20 protein-coding genes are annotated in these 18,782 nt (G+C 56.0%); 10 read left to right on the forward strand and 10 right to left on the reverse strand.

Going from position 1 to position 18,782, the window contains the following annotated elements:
• The first annotated feature begins 126 nt into the window (after positions 1–126).
• Positions 127–1,755 (forward strand): tetratricopeptide repeat protein, encoded by a 1,629-nt coding sequence (locus tag QZ725_RS01940; protein ID WP_293775906.1) that lies wholly within the window; start codon positions 127–129, stop codon positions 1,753–1,755.
• Entirely contained in the window at positions 1,755–2,360 is a 606-nt protein-coding gene (locus QZ725_RS01945; protein ID WP_293775907.1) for an ATP-binding protein, read from the forward strand. Before QZ725_RS01940 ends, QZ725_RS01945 begins: the two co-directional genes overlap by 1 nt.
• 65 nt (positions 2,361–2,425) lie before the next feature.
• Here the strand turns inward: QZ725_RS01945 and apbC are convergent, their stop codons facing one another.
• Entirely contained in the window at positions 2,426–3,514 is a 1,089-nt protein-coding gene (gene apbC, locus QZ725_RS01950; RefSeq protein WP_293775908.1) for an iron-sulfur cluster carrier protein ApbC, read from the reverse strand.
• A 204-nt stretch (positions 3,515–3,718) separates the two neighbouring features.
• On the opposite strand from apbC, the gene moaA reads away from it, so the two are divergent.
• From moaA to QZ725_RS01970, 4 genes are all read left to right on the forward strand, one after another.
• Positions 3,719–4,831 (forward strand): GTP 3',8-cyclase MoaA, encoded by a 1,113-nt coding sequence (gene moaA, locus QZ725_RS01955; RefSeq protein ID WP_293775909.1) that lies wholly within the window; start codon positions 3,719–3,721, stop codon positions 4,829–4,831.
• Positions 4,832–4,853: 22 nt separating this feature from the next.
• Positions 4,854–5,450: a molybdenum cofactor guanylyltransferase MobA gene (gene mobA / locus QZ725_RS01960; protein ID WP_293775910.1), complete on the forward strand. Its 597-nt coding sequence runs from the start codon at positions 4,854–4,856 to the stop codon at positions 5,448–5,450.
• A gap of 8 nt (positions 5,451–5,458) precedes the next feature.
• The gene (gene glp / locus QZ725_RS01965) at positions 5,459–6,844 is read left to right on the forward strand and encodes a gephyrin-like molybdotransferase Glp (RefSeq protein ID WP_293775911.1); all 1,386 of its coding nucleotides are present in this window, start codon (positions 5,459–5,461) and stop codon (positions 6,842–6,844) included.
• A gap of 210 nt (positions 6,845–7,054) precedes the next feature.
• Positions 7,055–7,918: an HDOD domain-containing protein gene (locus QZ725_RS01970; RefSeq protein ID WP_293775912.1), complete on the forward strand. Its 864-nt coding sequence runs from the start codon at positions 7,055–7,057 to the stop codon at positions 7,916–7,918.
• A gap of 17 nt (positions 7,919–7,935) precedes the next feature.
• On the opposite strand, the gene QZ725_RS01975 is transcribed toward QZ725_RS01970, so the two are convergent.
• Genes QZ725_RS01975 through mltG form a run of 7 tightly spaced genes read right to left on the reverse strand, consistent with a single transcriptional unit; the run spans position 7,936 to position 13,018 of the window.
• Positions 7,936–8,625 carry an ankyrin repeat domain-containing protein gene (locus tag QZ725_RS01975; protein WP_293775913.1) on the reverse strand — a complete coding sequence of 230 codons (690 nt, stop codon included), beginning with the start codon at positions 8,623–8,625 and terminating at the stop codon, positions 7,936–7,938.
• Between the two features lie 9 nt (positions 8,626–8,634).
• A complete protein-coding gene (locus tag QZ725_RS01980; RefSeq protein WP_293775914.1) occupies positions 8,635–9,414 on the reverse strand; it encodes a TatD family hydrolase in 780 nt (259 codons plus the stop codon).
• Positions 9,415–9,467: 53 nt separating this feature from the next.
• Positions 9,468–9,968 carry a GNAT family N-acetyltransferase gene (locus QZ725_RS01985; protein ID WP_293775915.1) on the reverse strand — a complete coding sequence of 167 codons (501 nt, stop codon included), beginning with the start codon at positions 9,966–9,968 and terminating at the stop codon, positions 9,468–9,470.
• 13 nt (positions 9,969–9,981) lie between these two features.
• Entirely contained in the window at positions 9,982–10,356 is a 375-nt protein-coding gene (locus QZ725_RS01990; protein ID WP_293775916.1) for a PilZ domain-containing protein, read from the reverse strand.
• Between the two features lie 14 nt (positions 10,357–10,370).
• A complete protein-coding gene (locus tag QZ725_RS01995) occupies positions 10,371–11,408 on the reverse strand; it encodes a DNA polymerase III subunit delta' (protein ID WP_293775918.1) in 1,038 nt (345 codons plus the stop codon).
• On the reverse strand, positions 11,405–12,019 hold the full coding sequence (gene tmk / locus QZ725_RS02000; RefSeq protein ID WP_293775919.1) for a dTMP kinase: 615 nt from the start codon (positions 12,017–12,019) through the stop codon (positions 11,405–11,407). Before tmk ends, QZ725_RS01995 begins: the two co-directional genes overlap by 4 nt.
• 12 nt (positions 12,020–12,031) lie before the next feature.
• Complete coding sequence (mltG, locus tag QZ725_RS02005; RefSeq protein WP_293775920.1) at positions 12,032–13,018, reverse strand: endolytic transglycosylase MltG; 987 nt, start codon at positions 13,016–13,018, stop codon at positions 12,032–12,034.
• 127 nt (positions 13,019–13,145) lie between these two features.
• On the opposite strand from mltG, the gene QZ725_RS02010 reads away from it, so the two are divergent.
• Genes QZ725_RS02010 through QZ725_RS02020 form a run of 3 tightly spaced genes read left to right on the forward strand, consistent with a single transcriptional unit; the run spans position 13,146 to position 15,287 of the window.
• On the forward strand, positions 13,146–14,195 hold the full coding sequence (locus QZ725_RS02010) for a folate-binding protein (protein ID WP_293775921.1): 1,050 nt from the start codon (positions 13,146–13,148) through the stop codon (positions 14,193–14,195).
• 16 nt (positions 14,196–14,211) lie between these two features.
• A complete protein-coding gene (locus QZ725_RS02015; protein WP_293775922.1) occupies positions 14,212–14,505 on the forward strand; it encodes a DUF4936 family protein in 294 nt (97 codons plus the stop codon).
• Complete coding sequence (locus tag QZ725_RS02020) at positions 14,496–15,287, forward strand: NRDE family protein (RefSeq protein WP_293775923.1); 792 nt, start codon at positions 14,496–14,498, stop codon at positions 15,285–15,287. Before QZ725_RS02015 ends, QZ725_RS02020 begins: the two co-directional genes overlap by 10 nt.
• Before the next feature lie 28 nt (positions 15,288–15,315).
• Here the strand turns inward: QZ725_RS02020 and QZ725_RS02025 are convergent, their stop codons facing one another.
• Positions 15,316–16,215: an SDR family oxidoreductase gene (locus QZ725_RS02025; protein ID WP_293775925.1), complete on the reverse strand. Its 900-nt coding sequence runs from the start codon at positions 16,213–16,215 to the stop codon at positions 15,316–15,318.
• Between the two features lie 5 nt (positions 16,216–16,220).
• Positions 16,221–16,661: a PaaI family thioesterase gene (locus QZ725_RS02030; RefSeq protein WP_293775926.1), complete on the reverse strand. Its 441-nt coding sequence runs from the start codon at positions 16,659–16,661 to the stop codon at positions 16,221–16,223.
• 311 nt (positions 16,662–16,972) lie between these two features.
• On the opposite strand from QZ725_RS02030, the gene QZ725_RS02035 reads away from it, so the two are divergent.
• Complete coding sequence (locus QZ725_RS02035; protein ID WP_293775927.1) at positions 16,973–18,631, forward strand: MFS transporter; 1,659 nt, start codon at positions 16,973–16,975, stop codon at positions 18,629–18,631.
• The last annotated feature ends 151 nt before the right edge of the window (positions 18,632–18,782 follow it).

Genomic DNA, 18,782 nt, shown 5'->3' on the forward strand with positions numbered 1-18,782 from the left:
TGTCAAAGCACGCAGCATGCCTGAACGTTGCGCAAATCACGAGGTTTTTGCTACACCTTCACACAGAAGCGTTTTTCATGATTTCACATGCATGTATGATGAGACGTCCGAAACTCATGCATGTCCATGGCGACCATTCTCAATAGCCGACTCGCAAAATTGCGTGCCATCGTCATCGACGACATGCGCAGCATGCGGGAAAATATCCGTGGCCAGCTAGGCCAGCTAGGCATCGAACAGGTTGATCAGGCGGCGACACCTGATGATGCGCTCAAGCTGATCGGCAACCGCAATTACGACGTCATCGTCTGCGATTACAACCTCAACAAACAAACCAACGGCCAGCAGCTTCTTGAATACCTGCGCTCGCAAGGCTTGCTGCCCCCGACTGCCATGTTTTTCATGGTGACTGCCGAAAGCAGTTACGGCAGCGTCGCCAGCGCTGCCGAGTTCCAGCCGGACGCCTATCTGGTCAAGCCACTGACAGGTGGCCGCATCGCCGACCGCATTGAACGCCTGCTGGACAAGCAGCAGATCCTCAATCCGATCACCGAACGCTTGCGCAAGAAAGATCGCAGCGGTGCCATTACCGAATGCGACAAGGTCTTGCAAACGCACCCCAAGTGGATCGTGGACATACTCAAACTCAAGGGTACGACTCTGCTGGAGTCCGGTCGTACGGAAGAAGCGCGCGAAGTCTACGAACAGGCACTCGCCTTGCGTAACGATCTGGTGTGGGCGCAACTCGGGTTGGCGCGTTGCGAACAAGCGGCAGGCAAACTCGAAGCCGCTCGCCAGACCGTTACCGATATTCTCGACAAGAACAACCAGTTCATCGCCGCCCATGACCTGATGGCACAGATCGCCGAAGCCGAGGGCCGTGATCAGGATGCGCTGCATGCGCTCAACGCTTCCTACAACGTCATTCCTTCAGCTCGTCGTAGCAGACTGGTCGGCGATGCCGCCTACCGTGTCGGCAATCTCGATCAGGCATGTACGGCATTCAGCCAGGCGATCAACCACACGCGCGGTTCGCTGACCGCACAACCATCCGATGCTTTGTCATTGGCGCAAGTCCACGTGGACATGAACGAACCGACGCTGGCACTCGGCGTTCTGGAAACTGCCGCCAACATCCATCGCGAAGCGCCCGGCTTTGCCGAACGCCATGCCACGATTGCCGCGCAGGCGTTCGGCCGGCTCGGCGATCTGCAATCAGCGCAAGCTGCATTTGCCAGCGCAAAGGAACTCAGCGGTACCTTGCGCGCCGATCAGCACGCCATTGCACTGGCCAAAGCAGCGTTGCATGCCGGCTTGGTCGAAGAAGGCAAGCGCATTCTCGCCAAGGCGATCAAGGCCGATCACGAAAACAGTCGATTGGTCGCTGCTGCACGCAAGGCGCTCGAAGACACGGGACACGGCGCGCTAATTCAAAGCGTGATTGACGACGCCATCAGCGAAGGGGCCTTGATCGTGGACGAAGCCAACAAGCTGATGCGCGAAGGCCGGTTCGATGCCTCGCTCGCAAAACTGGAAGAAGCCATGCAGGCTACCCCGGAAAATACCGGCCTGTTGCTGGCTGCCGCGCAATTGCATTTGCTCTGGATGAGTCAGAAAGGCTTGGACCGCACTTACGTCGAACGCGTCAATACCTATTTGAATCAATTGGATCGGCTCATGCCCAATAGTGAACGTGTGGCCAAGATGGCGCGCTTCCTGCGCGAGACACTACTGCGCGGCAACGGTGAATCCTGATGGACAAGCAGTTGACCGCCCTCATCGTGCACGATCTCAAGAACGCGCTTGGCGTTCTTGAAGGCGATCTGGCCTTGCTGAAGGACGCGCCAGACCGAACGCGTGCCACACACGCCCATGCACAATGCGTCGCTCTGCGGGAAAGACTGATCGGCTTTCTCACGCTGTACAAGGCGGAAGAGCAAGGGTTGCTGGCACGTATCGATGCCGTCTGCCCCGAGGATTTTCTGCAAAGTCTGCTTGCGGAGCATGTGAGCCAGCGCCCTGAATTGCATATCACATTGACCGATAACGCTATGCAGCCGGTCGCTTTCTTCGACGAATACCTGGTTGAATTGGCACTCGAAGCCGCGCTGCAAAATGCAGACCGCTTTGCGCATTCGACGATCGTCGTCAGTTGCATACGGGAAGATGGTGATCTGCTCTTTAGCATTACCGATGACGGTCCCGGACTTTCTGCAACGGAGGACAAACCTTCTACCGGTCTTGGCATGACGCTCTGCAAAGCCATTGCTGAAGCACACCGTAATGGCGACCGCAGAGGCAGCGTGCAATTGGAAAATGCAGCAGATGGCGGCGCATGTTTTACCCTGCGCCTGCCTTGAACTTCGACGTCAAAAAAAAATAAAAAAGCCGGCGTGCAGCCGGCTTTTTTGCGATTACAACGTCTTCAATCATTCTTGACGACGATACTCGGAAACTTGGAGGTCATGTCCTTGGCTTTTTCCGCCACCTTGACCGCGATCTTGCGGGCGATTTCCTTGTACACCAGCGCGATCGGGCCATCGGGTTCGGCGACCACGGTTGGCCTGCCCGAATCTGCCTGCTGGCGAATCGACATCGTCAGCGGCAACTTACCCAAGAAATCGACACCAAAATCCGCGCACATCTTCTCGCCGCCGCCTTCACCGAAGATCGCTTCGACATGGCCGCAGTTGGAGCAGACATGCGTGCTCATGTTTTCGACAATGCCGAGAATCGGAATGCCGACCTTTTCGAACATCTTCAGACCCTTGCGCGCATCCAGCAAGGCTATATCTTGCGGTGTGGTCACGATAACGGCACCCGTGACCGGCACTTTTTGCGACATTGTCAATTGCACGTCGCCCGTGCCAGGCGGCATGTCCACCACCAGGTAATCGAGATCGCGCCAGTTAGTCTGATCCAGCAACTGCGTCAGTGCCTGTGTGACGATCGGGCCGCGCCATACCATCGGCTCATCGGGATCGATCATGAAACCGATACTCGAAACCTGCAAACCGTGGTTTTGCATCGGTTCCATGGTTTTGCCATCCAAGGTTTCCGGACGGCCGGAAATACCCATCATCATCGGTTGCGACGGACCATAAATATCCGCATCCAGAATGCCGACCTGTGCGCCTTCGGCAGCCAATGCCAAGGCCAGATTCACCGACGTTGTCGATTTGCCCACACCACCCTTGCCCGAGGCAACAGCAATGATGTTTTTTACATTACTCATGAGCTTGACGCCACGCTGTACGCTGTGCGCCACGATCTTCATGGTCACATTTGCCGTGATGCTGCCGATGCCGTCCAGCTTGCTCAAAGCCGCTTCGACTGCCTGACGAATCGGTTCGATCTGACTCTTGGCTGGATATCCAAGCTCGACATCCAGCGTGACATTATTGCCATCGACCTGAATATTGCGTGCAGAACGGCTGCTGATCAGATCCTTGCCCGTGTTCGGGTCGATCACCGTAGCCAGTGCGGCCTTGACTGTTTCTATCGTGATGCTCATTGCCTCTCCTGAAAGATTTGTGCAAGTCTAAACTAATTGCTCGCTGACCGCTGACAGAATGGCATGCGTGCATAGGTGAAAAAAGCCTATCTTGAGACTGGCACCAACAGCCGCACATAGTCGACAAATCCACCCAAACAGCATGACGTTCATTCGACGGCATCCTGCGAAGCCCTTACAATAGAGGGGTTCAAGAAATTCGCCATGACAGAAAAGATCATTCCGCTTGCCGACCTGAGGTATCAGAACACGATACCCGTCATTCCAGCCCGCCTTGAAACACCAACCGGCCTGCTGGCGGATCGTCGTGCGCGCCCTCTACATGATTTGCGCATTTCCGTCACCGATCGCTGCAACTTTCGATGCGTCTATTGCATGCCGAAGGAAGTGTTCGACAAGGATTACGCCTATCTGCCGCACAATTCCTTGCTGACGTTCGAGGAAATCGCCCGTGTCGCCGCGCTCTTTGTCGAGCATGGCGTGGAAAAGATCCGCCTGACCGGTGGCGAGCCGCTGCTGCGCAAAAACATCGAACGCCTGATCGAAATGCTGGCGGCGCTGCGTACGCCGGATGGTCGCGAGCTTGATCTCACGCTCACCACCAATGGTTCGCTGCTGGCACGCAAGGCACAATCGCTCAAGGATGCCGGTCTGAAACGCGTCACCGTTTCGCTGGATGCGCTTGACGATGCCGTTTTCAAGAAAATGAACGATGTCGACTTCGCAGTTTCGGACGTACTCCAAGGTCTGGAAGTCGCCCATCAGGTCGGCCTTGGCCCAATCAAGGTCAACATGGTCGTCAAGGGCGGCATGAATGACCAGGAAATCGTGCCGATGGCGCGATACTTCAAAGATAGCCCGTTCATCCTGCGCTTCATCGAATACATGGATGTTGGCAGCTCCAATGGCTGGAAAATGGATGAAGTGATCCCTTCTCAAGAAGTCATTCGTCGCATTGGCGCCGCCATGCCGCTCGAACCGGTTTCGGCCAATTATGTGGGTGAAACCGCAGACCGCTGGCGCTATGTCGATGGCGGTGGCGAGGTTGGTGTCATATCCAGTGTGACGCAGGCATTTTGCAGCGACTGTACGCGCGCCCGTCTGTCGACCGAGGGCAAGCTTTACACCTGTCTTTTTGCAACCAGCGGCCACGATTTGCGTACACTGCTGCGCAACGGCAATAGCAACGCCGAAATTTCCACCGTGATCGGCAACATCTGGCGCAATCGCGACGATCGCTATTCGGAAGTACGCACCGCCGATACAGCTGCCTTGCGTGCAGAACGCAAGGTCGAAATGTCCTACATCGGCGGCTGATCGTTTTCCAAGGCTGAACACCATGGATCATGCCAACATCACCGGACTGATACTCGCTGGCGGCCAAGGCACCCGCATGGGCGCGGTCGACAAGGGGCTGCAAGCACTCAACGGCCAACCATTGGTCGCACATGTGCTGCAACGTCTGGCACCCCAGGTCGGCCCGATCATGCTCAATGCCAATCGCAATCTGGATGACTACCGTCAGTTCGGCGTTCCCGTGATTACCGATTTGCAGGATGATTTCGCCGGGCCACTTGCTGGTTTGCAGGCGGGATTGCATGCCTGCAAAACGGAATTTTTGGTTACGGCTCCCTGTGATTCGCCATTTCTTCCAGACGATTTGGTCCAACATCTTTCCACGGCATTGTTGGAACGCGAAGCCGATATCGCTGTGGCCATGACTGGTGAAGGCGACAATCTGCAGCAACATCCTGTGTTCTGCCTGCTACGCAGTTCCTTGCGCGATCATCTGGATGAGTATCTGCGCGAAGGCAACCGCAAATTCTCGCTATGGTTCAAATCCCTGTTGGTGGTTGATGTGTATTTCGACGACGAGCAGGCATTTCTCAATATCAACACGGTGGACGAATTGCGCCAGCACGACCGCCAAGGGTAAGCCTCACCATGAATTTACGTTCCGCCTATCTTCTCAATCAGCAGAATCTCGATGCGCTCGATGACGAGGCCGAGCCATCTACACCGACTGATGCTGACGAATACAAGACCGTGCGCAATCTCGAAGACGTTATCAGTTGCCTGTCTGACTATGATCCCGAAGCAGTACCGGTAAGTCAGGCGCAGGACATTATCCGCACATTCGTTCAGCCCATCCATGCCATCGAGAAGGTTGCCATTCGCAGCGCGCTCGACCGCGTGCTGGCTGCCGACATCATGTCGCCGATCAATGTGCCGGCCCACGATAACTCCGCGATGGATGGCTATGCCCTGCGTGGCGCAGATCTGCAAAATGAAGACCGTGTTTTCAAGATCGTCGGCAAAGCCTTTGCAGGCCACGCATACGATGGGACTGTTGGCCCCGGTGAATGCGTACGTATCATGACAGGCGCCGTCATGCCGCGCGGTTGCGATACGGTAGTGCCACAAGAATTCACACGCGAGGCCAGCGACACGCACATGCGCCTTCCCGCCAATGCGGTCAAGGCCGGCGACAATCGCCGCCTGGCTGGAGAAGATCTGGCAATCGGCTCTGTCGCGTTGCCAAAAGGACGTATCGTGCGTCCGGCCGATCTTGGTCTCATGGCATCACTGGGCGTAGCCGAAGTCGCCGTACAACGGCGTCTGCGCGTGGCGTTCTTTTCCACCGGCGATGAGCTGCGCTCGGTCGGTGAACCGCTGGACGAAGGCTGCGTCTACGACAGCAACCGTTACACGCTATACGGCATGTTGCACCGCCTCGGCTGCGACATCATCGACATGGGCGTCGTCCCCGACAATCCGGTGACGATGGAAGCTGCGTTCCGCCAGGCTTGCGAACATGCCGATGCCGTCATCACTTCCGGTGGCATATCGGTTGGCGACGCCGATTACACGCGTGACATGATGGCGGCACTGGGCGGCGAAGTACTTTTCTGGAAACTGGGCATGCGCCCCGGTCGTCCGATGGCTTTCGGTCGCATTACCTCTGGCGGGCGCCCAGCTTATCTGTTCGGACTGCCTGGCAATCCGGTAGCCGTGATGGTGAGCTTCTATTTCTTTGTGCGCGATGCCTTGCTGCGCATGATGGGCGCATCGGCCGTGGCGCCGCTACCGCTCCTCAAAGTCAGATCAAAGGCAAACATTCGTAAACGCCCAGGCCGAACCGAATTCCAGCGCGGTATCCTGTCGCATGCAGATGATGACCAGCAAGAAGTGTTGCTGACCGGCGCGCAAGGCTCGGGCATCCTGCGCTCAATGGCGGAAGCGAACTGTATTGTAGTACTCGGGCACGATCAGGGGGAGGTCAAGGCTGGCGATATGGTTGACGTCATCCTTTTCCACGGTCTACTCTGATTGCTGAGATGACACCCTTGAGGTGGATGATGAGCAAGAAAAAATGCTGTAAAAGCAAGAAACCCTGCAAGGATTGCCCACGCAACAAGAGGAAGCGGGATCTCGACGCAGGCTGACTGCCATTGCAGTGATCTCAGTGCCGACTATCCATCGGCACGTATCAGCATAAAAATAAGAACTGTTCGTGGTGCAGCAGACTGGGAGGACATCATGGAAGAACCGAGATCGGTGACCGATCCGCTATTGCTTGCCGAGCGTCTGGCAAAACCCGTTTCCATTCCGCCCCGCCCTGCACTGCTCATCGCCCTTCAGCATGAAATTGCCAAGGACGATCCTCACTTGCGCAAGATCGCCTCGCTGATTCAGCGTGATGCGGGCATCAGCGGCAACCTGCTTGCCATCGCCAATTCTGCCGTGTTCAATTTGCGTCAACATGTCAATTCTGTCGAAGATGCCATCACGCTAATCGGATTGAATACCTGCGCGGCGATCATTACGCGTCTACTGGCGCGACGGGCACTCGGCAATGGCAAGCAGATGATGCCGCGCTTCTGGGATGTTTCTGAAAAACGTTCACGGGGCATGATGTTCGTGGCGCAATCCACGCGTGCCACGTCGCCGCATCTCGCCTATCATTTTGGCCTGTTTTCAGACATCGGCATTCCGGTATTGATGGCGTCATTTCCGGATTACGTGGACACGCTCGCTTTGGCGAATCAAATAGAGAAAGCCGGTTTTCTGGAAATCGAAGACAACCGGCATCGCATCAACCATGCGCTGGTTGGTGCCAAACTGGCTGATCACTGGGGAACAGACTCCCACGTGGTACAAGCAATCCGGCAGCATCATGCGCACCAAATCCTCAGCGATGCCGACTGTGCGCAACAGGTACGCAATCTGATTGCACTCTTTTTCCTGGTGGATCGTGCAATTCAGGAGTATCGCCACGCATCTTCCGTCGAATGGCAGGAAGGTGGCGAAGCGGCAATTTCAACCTTGGGGCTGCAAGAAAACGATGCTGACGACCTGTGCGAAGAAATAAAACGGCAGTTCCTTCAGCCCGCAGTCGGTTGACTGCTCGATAAACAAGCTCAGAGCTTGCCCGCCTTCTTCAGTCGGTAAGTCAACCCCTCAACGATATCCTTCGCATTTGCCTCGCGTGCAAAATCGATCGCCGTCATGCCCTGCTGATTCTTCAGAGATGCATCGGCACCAGAATCGAGCAGCAGTTTGACCATCAAAATGTCTCCCGCACGCGCCGCCATCATCATCGGCGTTGTGTCGTTAGGCGACAACGCATCGACATTGGCAGAACGTTCGATGAGTAGCCTGGCGATATCCTTGTCACCCGAGGCTGCGGCGTAATGCAACGGCGTCCAGCCATCGCGATTGACGGCGGCACCTTTGGCCAACAGCATGTTCACGGCCTCACGATTGGCCTTGAACGCAGCAATCATCAATGCAGTATCGCCATTACTGGAACTGGCTTCCAAATTGATGCGAGGCGAATTGATGAGCAAGGGAATGACGGTTAGCGATTTTTCTCGTAAGGCAAGAATCAACCCCGTATCGCCACGCTCGGCCTCAATGGTATTCGGGTCGAAACCACGCTTGAGCAAAGCGTCAACGGTGCGCCCGTCATCCATCTTCACCGCCTTGAAGAAATCGTCATACGAACTGCCGAAAGCGAGCGATGGCAGCAGTGAAACGAGTGCGCCAGCTGCGCAGGCCTGTAGCACGGTTCTGCGCGTAGCGGAAAAGAGAAAACGTGGAATGACCATGAAGCCCCCTTAATGAGCGATCTTGAAAAGTCGGAAGAAATTTTGGGTCGTCTGGCGTGCCACCTGATCAAGCGGCACCTCTTTCAACATGGCGATATATTCGGCGACATGGCGCACCAGACCGGGCTCGTTCATCTTGCCGCGAAATGGTACGGGTGCCAGGTAAGGCGAATCAGTTTCGATCAGCATGGATTCGAGCGGGACTTCCCGCGCCACGGCCTGCAGTTCCTTCGCGCTTTTGAATGTCACGATGCCGGAAAACGAAATATAGAATCCCATCTCCATTGCCGCCCTCGCCACTTCCAGCGATTCTGTAAAACAGTGCATGACGCCTGCCGCGCCCCCCGCATCGGTTCCAGCCCCCTCTTCGCGCATGATGCGAATCGTGTCTTCCGAAGCAGCGCGGGTATGAATGATCAAGGGCTTGCCGGTTGCCCGCGAAGCGCGTATGTGGGTGCGGAAACGTTCACGCTGCCATTCCAGATCACCTTCAAGACGATAGTAATCCAGGCCGGTTTCACCAATGGCGACGATGCGCGGGTTATCTGCCAGACGAATCAGGTCATCGACGCTCGGCTCGGGCGTATCTTCGTAATCGGGATGGACGCCAACCGACGCATAGATATGTGGGTAGGTTTCGGCAAGCTGCAGGATGTCGGGAAAGGTCGGCAAATCACAAGACACGCACAATGCATGCGTGACCTTGTTTTCTTCCATCTTGCCGAGAATCTCCGGCATGCGAGCGGCCAGCTCGGGGAAGTTGATGTGGCAATGGGAATCGATATACATGGGCGATATTGTACGCGCCATGTGATTTTGGCGCGCTCATGCGGCGCTTCGCATCATGCATCCACGCGCCTGCCGACGATCACCAGATCGAGCTCGACATCTTCCATCAACGCAATTCGCGGCATTTGTGCCCAGCGGACAAAACCGCATGATGCGAACAAGCCAAGGCTGGGCTCGTTTTGCCCGAAAATGAGACCAACCAAGGTATGCACATGCAGAGTGGGCGCTGCGGCGATGGCCTGCATCAACAAATAACGACCACAGCCATAACCACGCATCGTTTCATCCACATACAACGATATTTCCGCCGTATGCCGATAGGCAGCGCGAGGATTGAAGTTGGAAAATGATAACCAGGCGACGACACGCTTGTCGTGTTCGACCACCCAGATGGGGCGTGTTTGCGGATCATGTGCTTGAAACCAGGGCGTGCGTGCGGCAACCGTCACCGGCTCAAGATCAGCCGTGATTGCGCGCGAAGTTATTGTGCTGTTGTAGATATCGACAATCGCCGGCAAGTCCTCCAATTGCGCAAGACGATGCGTAAATGACATGCTCGGGAAATTGTTAGAGCGTATGCGTGGCGCGCGATGAACCAAGCGCGGCGCCGAGCAGTTCCTCGATACGCTGCTTGACACGCTGCCCACTTTCGTCGGCAGAAAACTGCACGCCAATACCCTGTGCCTTGTTGTTGTTTGCGCCAGCCGGCGTGATCCAGGCGATCTTGCCAGCGATCGGATATTTGGTCGGATCATCGAGCAAGGTGAGAATCAGATAGATTTCATCACCGACCTTATATTGGCGAGTCGATGGCACGAAGATGCCGCCATTGGTGATGAAAGGCATGTATGCCGCGTAGAGCGCCGATTTTTCCTTGATCGGCAACGAAAGAACCGATGGTCGTACAGCAGGATTACCGGATGTTGAATTCGTCAGCGACATGACACGGAAACCTTTCAGGAAAAAATGGCGGTGTATTCGAGCAGCATGTCTTCCACAAACAGCTTGGGCGACAAGGGATGCTCGGCGATCGCGCGGCGCTCACCGATCGCCTTTTGCGCTTGCAGAACCGCAGCCGTTTCGACACGCTCGGCGACACGCGCCAGCTCTTTGCGATAGCGCGGGTAATAACGAACCCGATCCGACAGCTTGCACGCCAAAACATCGTACAACCATCGCTGTTGCCATGTCACCAGCGACAACACCGGCGTTTTCTGCAAGGCATCGGCGGTTTTGAGTGCGCCTTCGACCGATGGTTGCGCCAGTTGCCGCAGCAGCAAATCCATGGCTTCCCGATTTTCGTTCTGCGACGCTTCCAGCGCTGCCAGAGGTGCCCCGCCCTCTTCGGCCAACCAACTTTCAGCATCGCGCAAATCTTGCGCCGATAGCCATTGCAGCGCCTGTGCATGCTCGGGCATGGGCAAGGCAAACTTGCGACAACGCGAGAGAATGCTCGGCAACAGGCGATCCAGTCCATTGCTCACCAACAGAAACACCGTATGCGGTGGCGGCTCCTCCAGCATCTTGAGCAGGGAATTGGCAGCCGCCGTATTCAACGCCTCGGCCGGATGCAGCAGGACAACGCGCACGCCGGATCGGTGCGTCGAAATATTCATGAAATCGCCAAGCGCCCGCACCTGATCAATCTTGATATCTTTCGAAGGTGCCTTGGTGGATTTGGCTTTCTTGCTTTCGCCCTCGTCTTCGCCTTCCGTCGCGTCATCTTCAAGCGCTTCTGGACGTACGCGGCGATAGTCGGGATGACTGTATTGTGCAAACCAGCCGCAGGCGTCACAGCTTCCGCAAGCATGACCCTGGGTGGTGGGTGTTTCACACAGCAATGCCGCAGCACATGCTTCGGCAAACGCCGTCTTGCCGGTTCCTTGCGGGCCATGAAACAGAATGGCGTGCGGCAAACGTTCGCGCAATTGCTGCCACTGCTCCCAAGCCGCGTGATGCCAGGGATAAAGCGCTGAGCCCGTTGTAGTACTCAATTGAGTACTTCCTTAAGCAAACCTTGCAATTGCTGACGAATGACATCGATAGGTTGCGTGGAATCGATCACCCGAAAGCGTGCAGGAAATTCGGCGGCGCGTCGCAGATACTCGGCACGCGTCGCCTCGAAGAAATCGGCTTTTTCCTGTTCGAACTTGTCAAGCGTACGCGTGGCATCGAGTCGCGCACGGGCGACATCAAGGGGCACATCGAACAGCAAGGTCAGATCAGGCTGGCGACCAGGATGCACCCATTGTTCCAGTGCTTCCAGCTTGGCACGTGCCAGTTTGCGACCACCGCCCTGATAGGCGAAGCTGGCATCCGTAAACCGATCTGAAATGACCCATTCGCCACGTGCCAGTGCGGGCTCGATGACTTGCGCCAGATGTTCGCGTCTTGCGGCAAACATCAGCAAGGCTTCGGTTTCCAGATGCATTTTTTCATGCAACAACAGATTGCGTAACGATTCGCCCAGTGGCGTGCCACCGGGTTCGCGCGTGACCACGACCTGCCGGCCCGCTGCGCGCAAGGCATCAGCCACGAATGCCAGATGCGTGGATTTACCGGCACCGTCGATGCCTTCAAAAGTAATGAATTTGACTTGGTTCATGCTGTGGCGGCACTATCGTCCGCGAATGTATTTATTGACAGCGTTGTTGTGCTCATCCAGCGTCTGTGAAAAATGGCTGCTGCCATCACCACGCGACACAAAGTACAAGGCCTGAGTTGGTGCCGGATTGAGTGCAGCGTACAAGGACTCGGCGCCCGGCAAGGCGATCGGCGTCGGCGGCAGACCTGGACGCGTATAAGTATTGTGTGGCGTATCGGTTAGCAGATCGCGCTTGCGAATGCGTCCATCATAGGCATCGCCCATACCATAGATCACGGTCGGATCGGTTTGCAGCAACATTCCCTGGCGCAGGCGATTGACGAAAACACCCGCGATTTGCGTGCGTTCCTCGCGTCGTCCCGTTTCTTTCTCCACGATAGATGCCATGATCAGCGCCTGATAAGGATTCGCGTAGGGTAAGTTGGACGAGCGCTTGGCCCATTGTTCTTCCAGACGCTTGGTCATGTTGCGATAGGCCTGACGATAAACCAGGATGTCGCTGGAATTCTTTGCGAACAGATAGGTATCGGGATAGAACAAGCCTTCGGGCAGTTTGTAGTCCGTGGTGATCTTGGCCATCAGTTCGGCATCGCTCCAGCCAGCCGTGTCGTGCTTGAGCGCTGGATGCGCATCGATCGCCTGCCGCATTTGCTTGAAGGTCCAGCCTTCGATGATGGTCACCGACTCTTGCGCGAATTCGCCACGCACGATTTGTTCCAGCAAGCGCTTCGGCGTGGTGCCCGGCTTGAGTTCATAGCTGCCGGCCTTGATGCGCGTGGCATCGCCCTTGAATTGCGCCAAGGCCATCATCAGCAACGGATTCACCGGCACACCGGCTTCCTCGATCTGTTGCATGCTGCGCTTCAATCCACTCCCCGGCTGGATCGTGAAGTCGATGGTGGGATGCCCTTCGGGAGTGATATCACTGTCTGCCCAGAACAGGAAAGAGGCAGCAATGATGATCAGGAACAGGAACAGTCGTCGTAGGGTTGTCTTCATTAAAACCGTATCTCGTTGTTGGGTGGCCTGAATCGGACGCGATCCGACGCCTTTTTGCCACGCCACTATAATCAGCCCTAATGATAATGGCTGAATTACCCGCCGCCCCAATTTATTGAATGAAATTATGACGATCTGGCCGGATTTCCTCACGCAACAATGCGCCCGCATCACCGAAGAAGATGGTGCCAGCACAATTGCCTTTGCACATGCCAATGCCACCGAAACGGCGCGCACGAATTTTGTCACACCCTTGGTTCATCTGGGCTTGATCGCCGCTACCGGTGAAGATGCACCAACCTTTCTGCATAGCCAGTTGACCAATGATGTCGCGCATCTCTCGCAAAACGAGGCGCGTCTGGCCGGTTACTGCTCGCCCAAGGGACGCCTGATGGCAAGCATGCTGATCTGGAAACAGGAAGACCGCATCCTGTTGCAGCTCGCACGCGAGTTGCAACCCGCATTGCAGAAACGCCTTTCGATGTTCGTCCTACGCAGCAAAGCGAAACTGACGGATGCCAATGAAGAGCTGGTTTCACTGGGATTGGTCGGCCCGGCCGCTGCCAGCGCCCTATTGCCGTGGTTCGCCGAATTGCCGGTCTCGATCTACGACAAGATTTCCTCTGAAGCCGGTACTGTCATCCGTCACGCCAATGCATTCGGCATACCACGCTACCAATGGATTACCACCCCGGCACGCGCCATCGAAGCCTGGCCGCATCTGGTTTCAATTCTGCAAGCAGCTGGCAGCGATGCCTGGAAACTGGCGGAAATCGATGGCGGGATCCCCCACATCACGACGGCAACGCAGGAAAAATTCGTCCCGCAAATGATCAATTTCGAATTGCTCGGTGGCGTCAATTTCAAGAAAGGATGCTATCCCGGTCAGGAAATCGTGGCGCGTAGCCAGTATCTGGGCAAGCTCAAGCGACGCATGCTGCATGCGCGCATCGCGACCGATGGCGCAGTCGCTGCCGGCACCGAGATTTTTACCAGCGAGGATCCGGACCAGCCTTGCGGCATGGTCGTCAATACTGCACGCGTCGATGCACAACAAGTCGATTGCCTGGTTGAAATCAAGCTGGCCGCGGCCGATGCCTCTGTACACCTCGGCGCAGCGGATGGGCCGGCACTCGCATTTCAGCCACTGCCTTACGAATTGACCGATCCGGCCTGATGCACACTTGCTCGCCATGTTGATCGATCTTTACATCTATTACCGCGTACGCGAAGACGACGCGCCGCATCTTGTCGCGCGTGTGCAGCGTATGCAAACCGAATTGCGGCAAAATCTGAACGTCACGACTTCACTGAAGCGACGGCCACTGGCGGAAGATGGATTGCAGACCTGGATGGAGATTTACTCTGCCACGTCTGCCGACTTCCAGACGACGCTCGACGCAACAGCCGCCAAACATGACGTGTTATCGCTGATACAAGGTAAGCGCCATGTCGAGCAATTCGTGGATGTGCTCTCATGTGCCTGATCGTCTTTGCCTGGCATGTGATGCCGGATCTGCCATTACTGGCAGCCGGCAACCGCGACGAATTCTATGACCGCCCGGCCAGTGCGGCAGCATGGTGGCCTTCGCATCCCAACATCTTCGCCGGGCGCGACTTGCGCGGCGGAGGTGCCTGGATGGGCGTCACGCGTGATGGTCGCTTCGCAGCCATCACCAATGTGCGCGCGCCCTCGGAAATGCGTGCCGACGCCCCTTCACGCGGCGCATTGGTTGCCGACTATCTGAGCGGCGATCTTGCTGCACGCGATTACATCGATGCCATCCAACGCCATGCAGCCGACTACAATGGCTTCAACCTGCTGATCGGCGATGCGCAGGAACTGATCTGGTTTTCCAATCGCGGGCATGACGATCCGCGCAATGGCAAGGCGCTGCCACCCGGCATTTACGGCCTCTCGAATGCCTTGCTCGATTGCGCATGGCCCAAGGTAGTGCGCACCAAGGCGCAATTTGCCAGCTTGCTGTGCCAAGGGGCACCGGAAGAAGCTTTTTTCGAGATGCTTGCTGATACGGCCCGTGCTTCGGACTGCCGCCTGCCGGACACCGGCGTCGGGCTCGAACGGGAACGTCTGCTCTCTGCAGTCTGCATCGAATCCGCCGACTATGGCACGCGCGTGTCCTCGCTCGTCAAACTGCATGCGGATGGCCATGCCGTGCTGATCGAACGTCCGCCCGTACCGCTGCCGCAAACAGCCGTACAGGAACGCGCCCATCGCAACGTCTGCAGCAAGCGCTTTCACGACTGACAAGCTGCTTGCTTGGTCAAACTGTTTTTCAGGATTTCAGGCGCGCGCGCAAAAGTTCGCGCACATGCGGCATCGCTTCATAAGGGTCGCGCGGGTTGCGTGCAGCGAGCAAGTCTTCCATGCGATGACGAGCGGTTTCAAGCGGTGCCTGCTCCGTATATATATAGAACTGCCCTTCGCGGATCGCCCGGAATGTCTGCTCGGCGACTTGTTCAGCGGTGATCTTGCCGCCGGCAACCGCTTTCTCGGAAAACGTCTGTGCGGTGCGCTGACTGACGGTGGGCTCAGTCGTCGGTAAATCGACCGGCCGATTCCGGGCCGACGCATGAATGCCTGTCGGCACGAAAAACGGGCAAAGAAGAGAAACGCCAATCGGGGCCTCGATCAGTTGCAAATCCTGATAAAGCGTTTCCGTCAGCGATACGACTGCATGTTTGGAAACATTGTAGATGCCCATCGTCGGAGCATTTTGCAATCCAGCTACCGACGCCGTGTTGACGATATGTCCGCGATAGGCAGCATTGTCCTTTGCCGCGGCCAGCATCAAGGGCGTAAAGATACGCACGCCATGAATGACGCCAGACAGATTCACGCCCAGTACCCAATCCCAATCGGCAGCGGAATTTTCCCAGATCAAGCCGCCGGAGCCGACCCCGGCGTTATTGAATAGCAGATGGACGGCACCGAATCGTGCCATTGCGGCATCGGCCAATGTCTGCATTTGATCGGCCTTGCTGACATCGCAGGGAACCGCCAGCAATTCGACACCGGTTTGCCGTAATTCCTGCGCGACACGTTCCAATGCCTGCGCTTCGATATCCGCAAGCACCAGATGCATGCCCAGGCGTGCGCCGGTTTGCGCAAACGCCTTGCCGAAACCGCTCGCTGCACCGGTAATGACGGCAACACGCCCTTGGAATTCGTTCATGACACTCAATCCGAAGCAACAGGAGGTGGCGACAGCTTCCTGCCGATTTCCGTGCGGCGGATGAACTTGAACGTCCCAGCTGCCTTGGCAACCAAACGCTCGCCGTTCCAGAGTTCGCCTTCGCAGAAATAAATGGTCGATGACGCGTGCAGCACCTTGCCCTTCGCGATCAGACGATTGCCCGTCGTGCCGCCAGGCTGCATGAAGCTGGTTTTCATTTCGATCGTGACGCCACTGCGGATGTCAGGATCGAGCGAACGTCCGGCCAGCGACATCACATTGTCCAGCATGGTCATGACCACGCCACCATGAGCAACATGCCAGCTATTCAAATGTCGCTCCGACAAGGTGAGCTGAACCTGGGCCGTGCCGCCGCCGGATTCAACGACCTCGATGCCGAGTTCTTGCAAAAAGGGAATGGGAGGGAAAGAAGTTGAGGAAGTCATGTTGGAATGAAGCGTCTGAAACGTCGCCATTCTAAAGCATGCCTTATTTCCAAGAGATACCACGTATGTATATTAGTCTTATCATCGATCCGTGCCGCTCTACTCATTACATCCACTTATCGAAATCTTGACGCTACTGCACCATGAGAACGCACAAGCGTTAACAAAAAGCATAAAAACACAGAAATGTAAGCAATACGTAAGTTTCAAGAAAGCATTACGTAAGTTTTCAGTCGCACACTTCCGCCCATAAACAGAGTGCAATTTTTTTCAACGCACATACGGAATTTCTAAACTTAAAGGAGACCAGCATGGCGACCTCAACTCAGGCCCATCGTCCGATGACGCCCGAAGAAAGAAAAGTCATCTTCGCATCGTCTTTGGGCACCGTTTTCGAATGGTACGATTTTTATCTGTACGGTTCGCTGGCGGCCATCATCGCCAAGCAATTCTTTGCTGGTACCGATCCAAATACGGCATTCATCTTCGCCCTGCTGGCATTCGCTGCCGGCTTCATCGTGCGCCCGTTCGGCGCAATCGTGTTCGGCCGTCTGGGCGACATGATCGGTCGCAAGTACACCTTCCTGGTCACGATCGTGATCATGGGTGCATCCACCTTCATCGTCGGCTTGCTGCCGACCTATGCGTCGATCGGCATCGCCGCACCAATCATCCTGATCATCTTGCGTATTCTGCAAGGTCTGGCTCTGGGTGGCGAATACGGCGGCGCGGCAACCTATGTGGCAGAACATGCACCACAAGGCAAACGCGGCCTGTTCACGTCCTGGATTCAAACCACTGCGACCATGGGTCTTTTCATGTCGCTGCTGGTGATTCTCGGTACGCGTACCGCAATCGGCGAAGAAGCCTTTGCCGCCTGGGGCTGGCGTATTCCATTCCTGCTGTCGATTTTCATGCTCGCCATCTCGGTCTGGATTCGTATGTCGATGAATGAATCGCCTGCCTTCAAGAAAATGAAGGAAGAAGGCAAAGTATCGAAAGCACCACTGACCGAAGCATTCGGCCAATGGAAAAACCTGAAGATCGTCATCCTGGCGCTGATCGGTTTGACCGCTGGTCAAGCTGTGGTCTGGTACACGGGTCAGTTCTACGCCCTGTTCTTCCTGACGCAAACGCTGAAAGTTGACGGCGCAACCGCCAACATCCTGATCGCTGCATCGCTGCTGCTGGCAACGCCATTCTTCGTGATCTTTGGTTCGCTGTCGGATCGTATCGGCCGCAAGCCAATCATCCTCGGTGGCTGCCTGATCGCTGCGCTGACCTACTTCCCGATCTTCGGTGCGCTGACCCACTATGCCAACCCGGCTCTGGAAGCAGCACAAAAGAACGCACCAGTGGTGGTAACAGCTGATCCTGCAACTTGCCAATTCCAGTTCAACCCGACTGGCGAGAAGAAATTCACCTCGTCGTGCGATATTGCAAAAGCAAAACTGTCGCGCGCTTCGGTTAACTACTCGAACGTCGATGCGCCTGCAGGTACGGTTGCAACCATCAAGGTCGGTGACACGGTCTTGACGTCGTACGATGCAAGCGGTCTGTCGAAAGAAGATGCAGCTGCAAAAGACAAAGCATTCACCGCTGAGTTGACCGACGCCATCAAGGCGCACGGCTATCCAACCAAGGCTGATCCTGACCAGATCAACTATGGCATGACGCTGCTGTTGCTGTTCATCCTCGTGATCTACGTCACCATGGTTTACGGCCCGATCGCCGCCATGCTGGTTGAAATGTTCCCGACCCGTATCCGTTACACATCGATGTCGCTGCCTTACCATATCGGTAACGGCTGGTTTGGTGGCCTGCTGCCAACCACGGCATTCGCGCTGGTCGCATTCAAGGGCGATATCTACTACGGTCTCTGGTATCCGATCATCGTCGCCATGATCACGTTCGTGATTGGCCTGCTGTTCGTTAAAGAAACCAAAGACAACGACATCTACGATCACTAAATCGCATTACTGTCGCCTCCCCTGATCCGGGAGTGTCGTAACTGGCTGCCAGGCAATATTGCTGGCAGCCTTTTTTGTTTTTAACGAATTTTCAACAGCAAGTCATCCGCCGGACCAGCCATTTGCGTGGGAATCCCTGCACGATCGCACT

It is taken from the genome of uncultured Oxalicibacterium sp. (genome assembly GCF_913776015.1).
Classification (GTDB): Bacteria; Pseudomonadota; Gammaproteobacteria; order Burkholderiales; family Burkholderiaceae_D; genus Oxalicibacterium.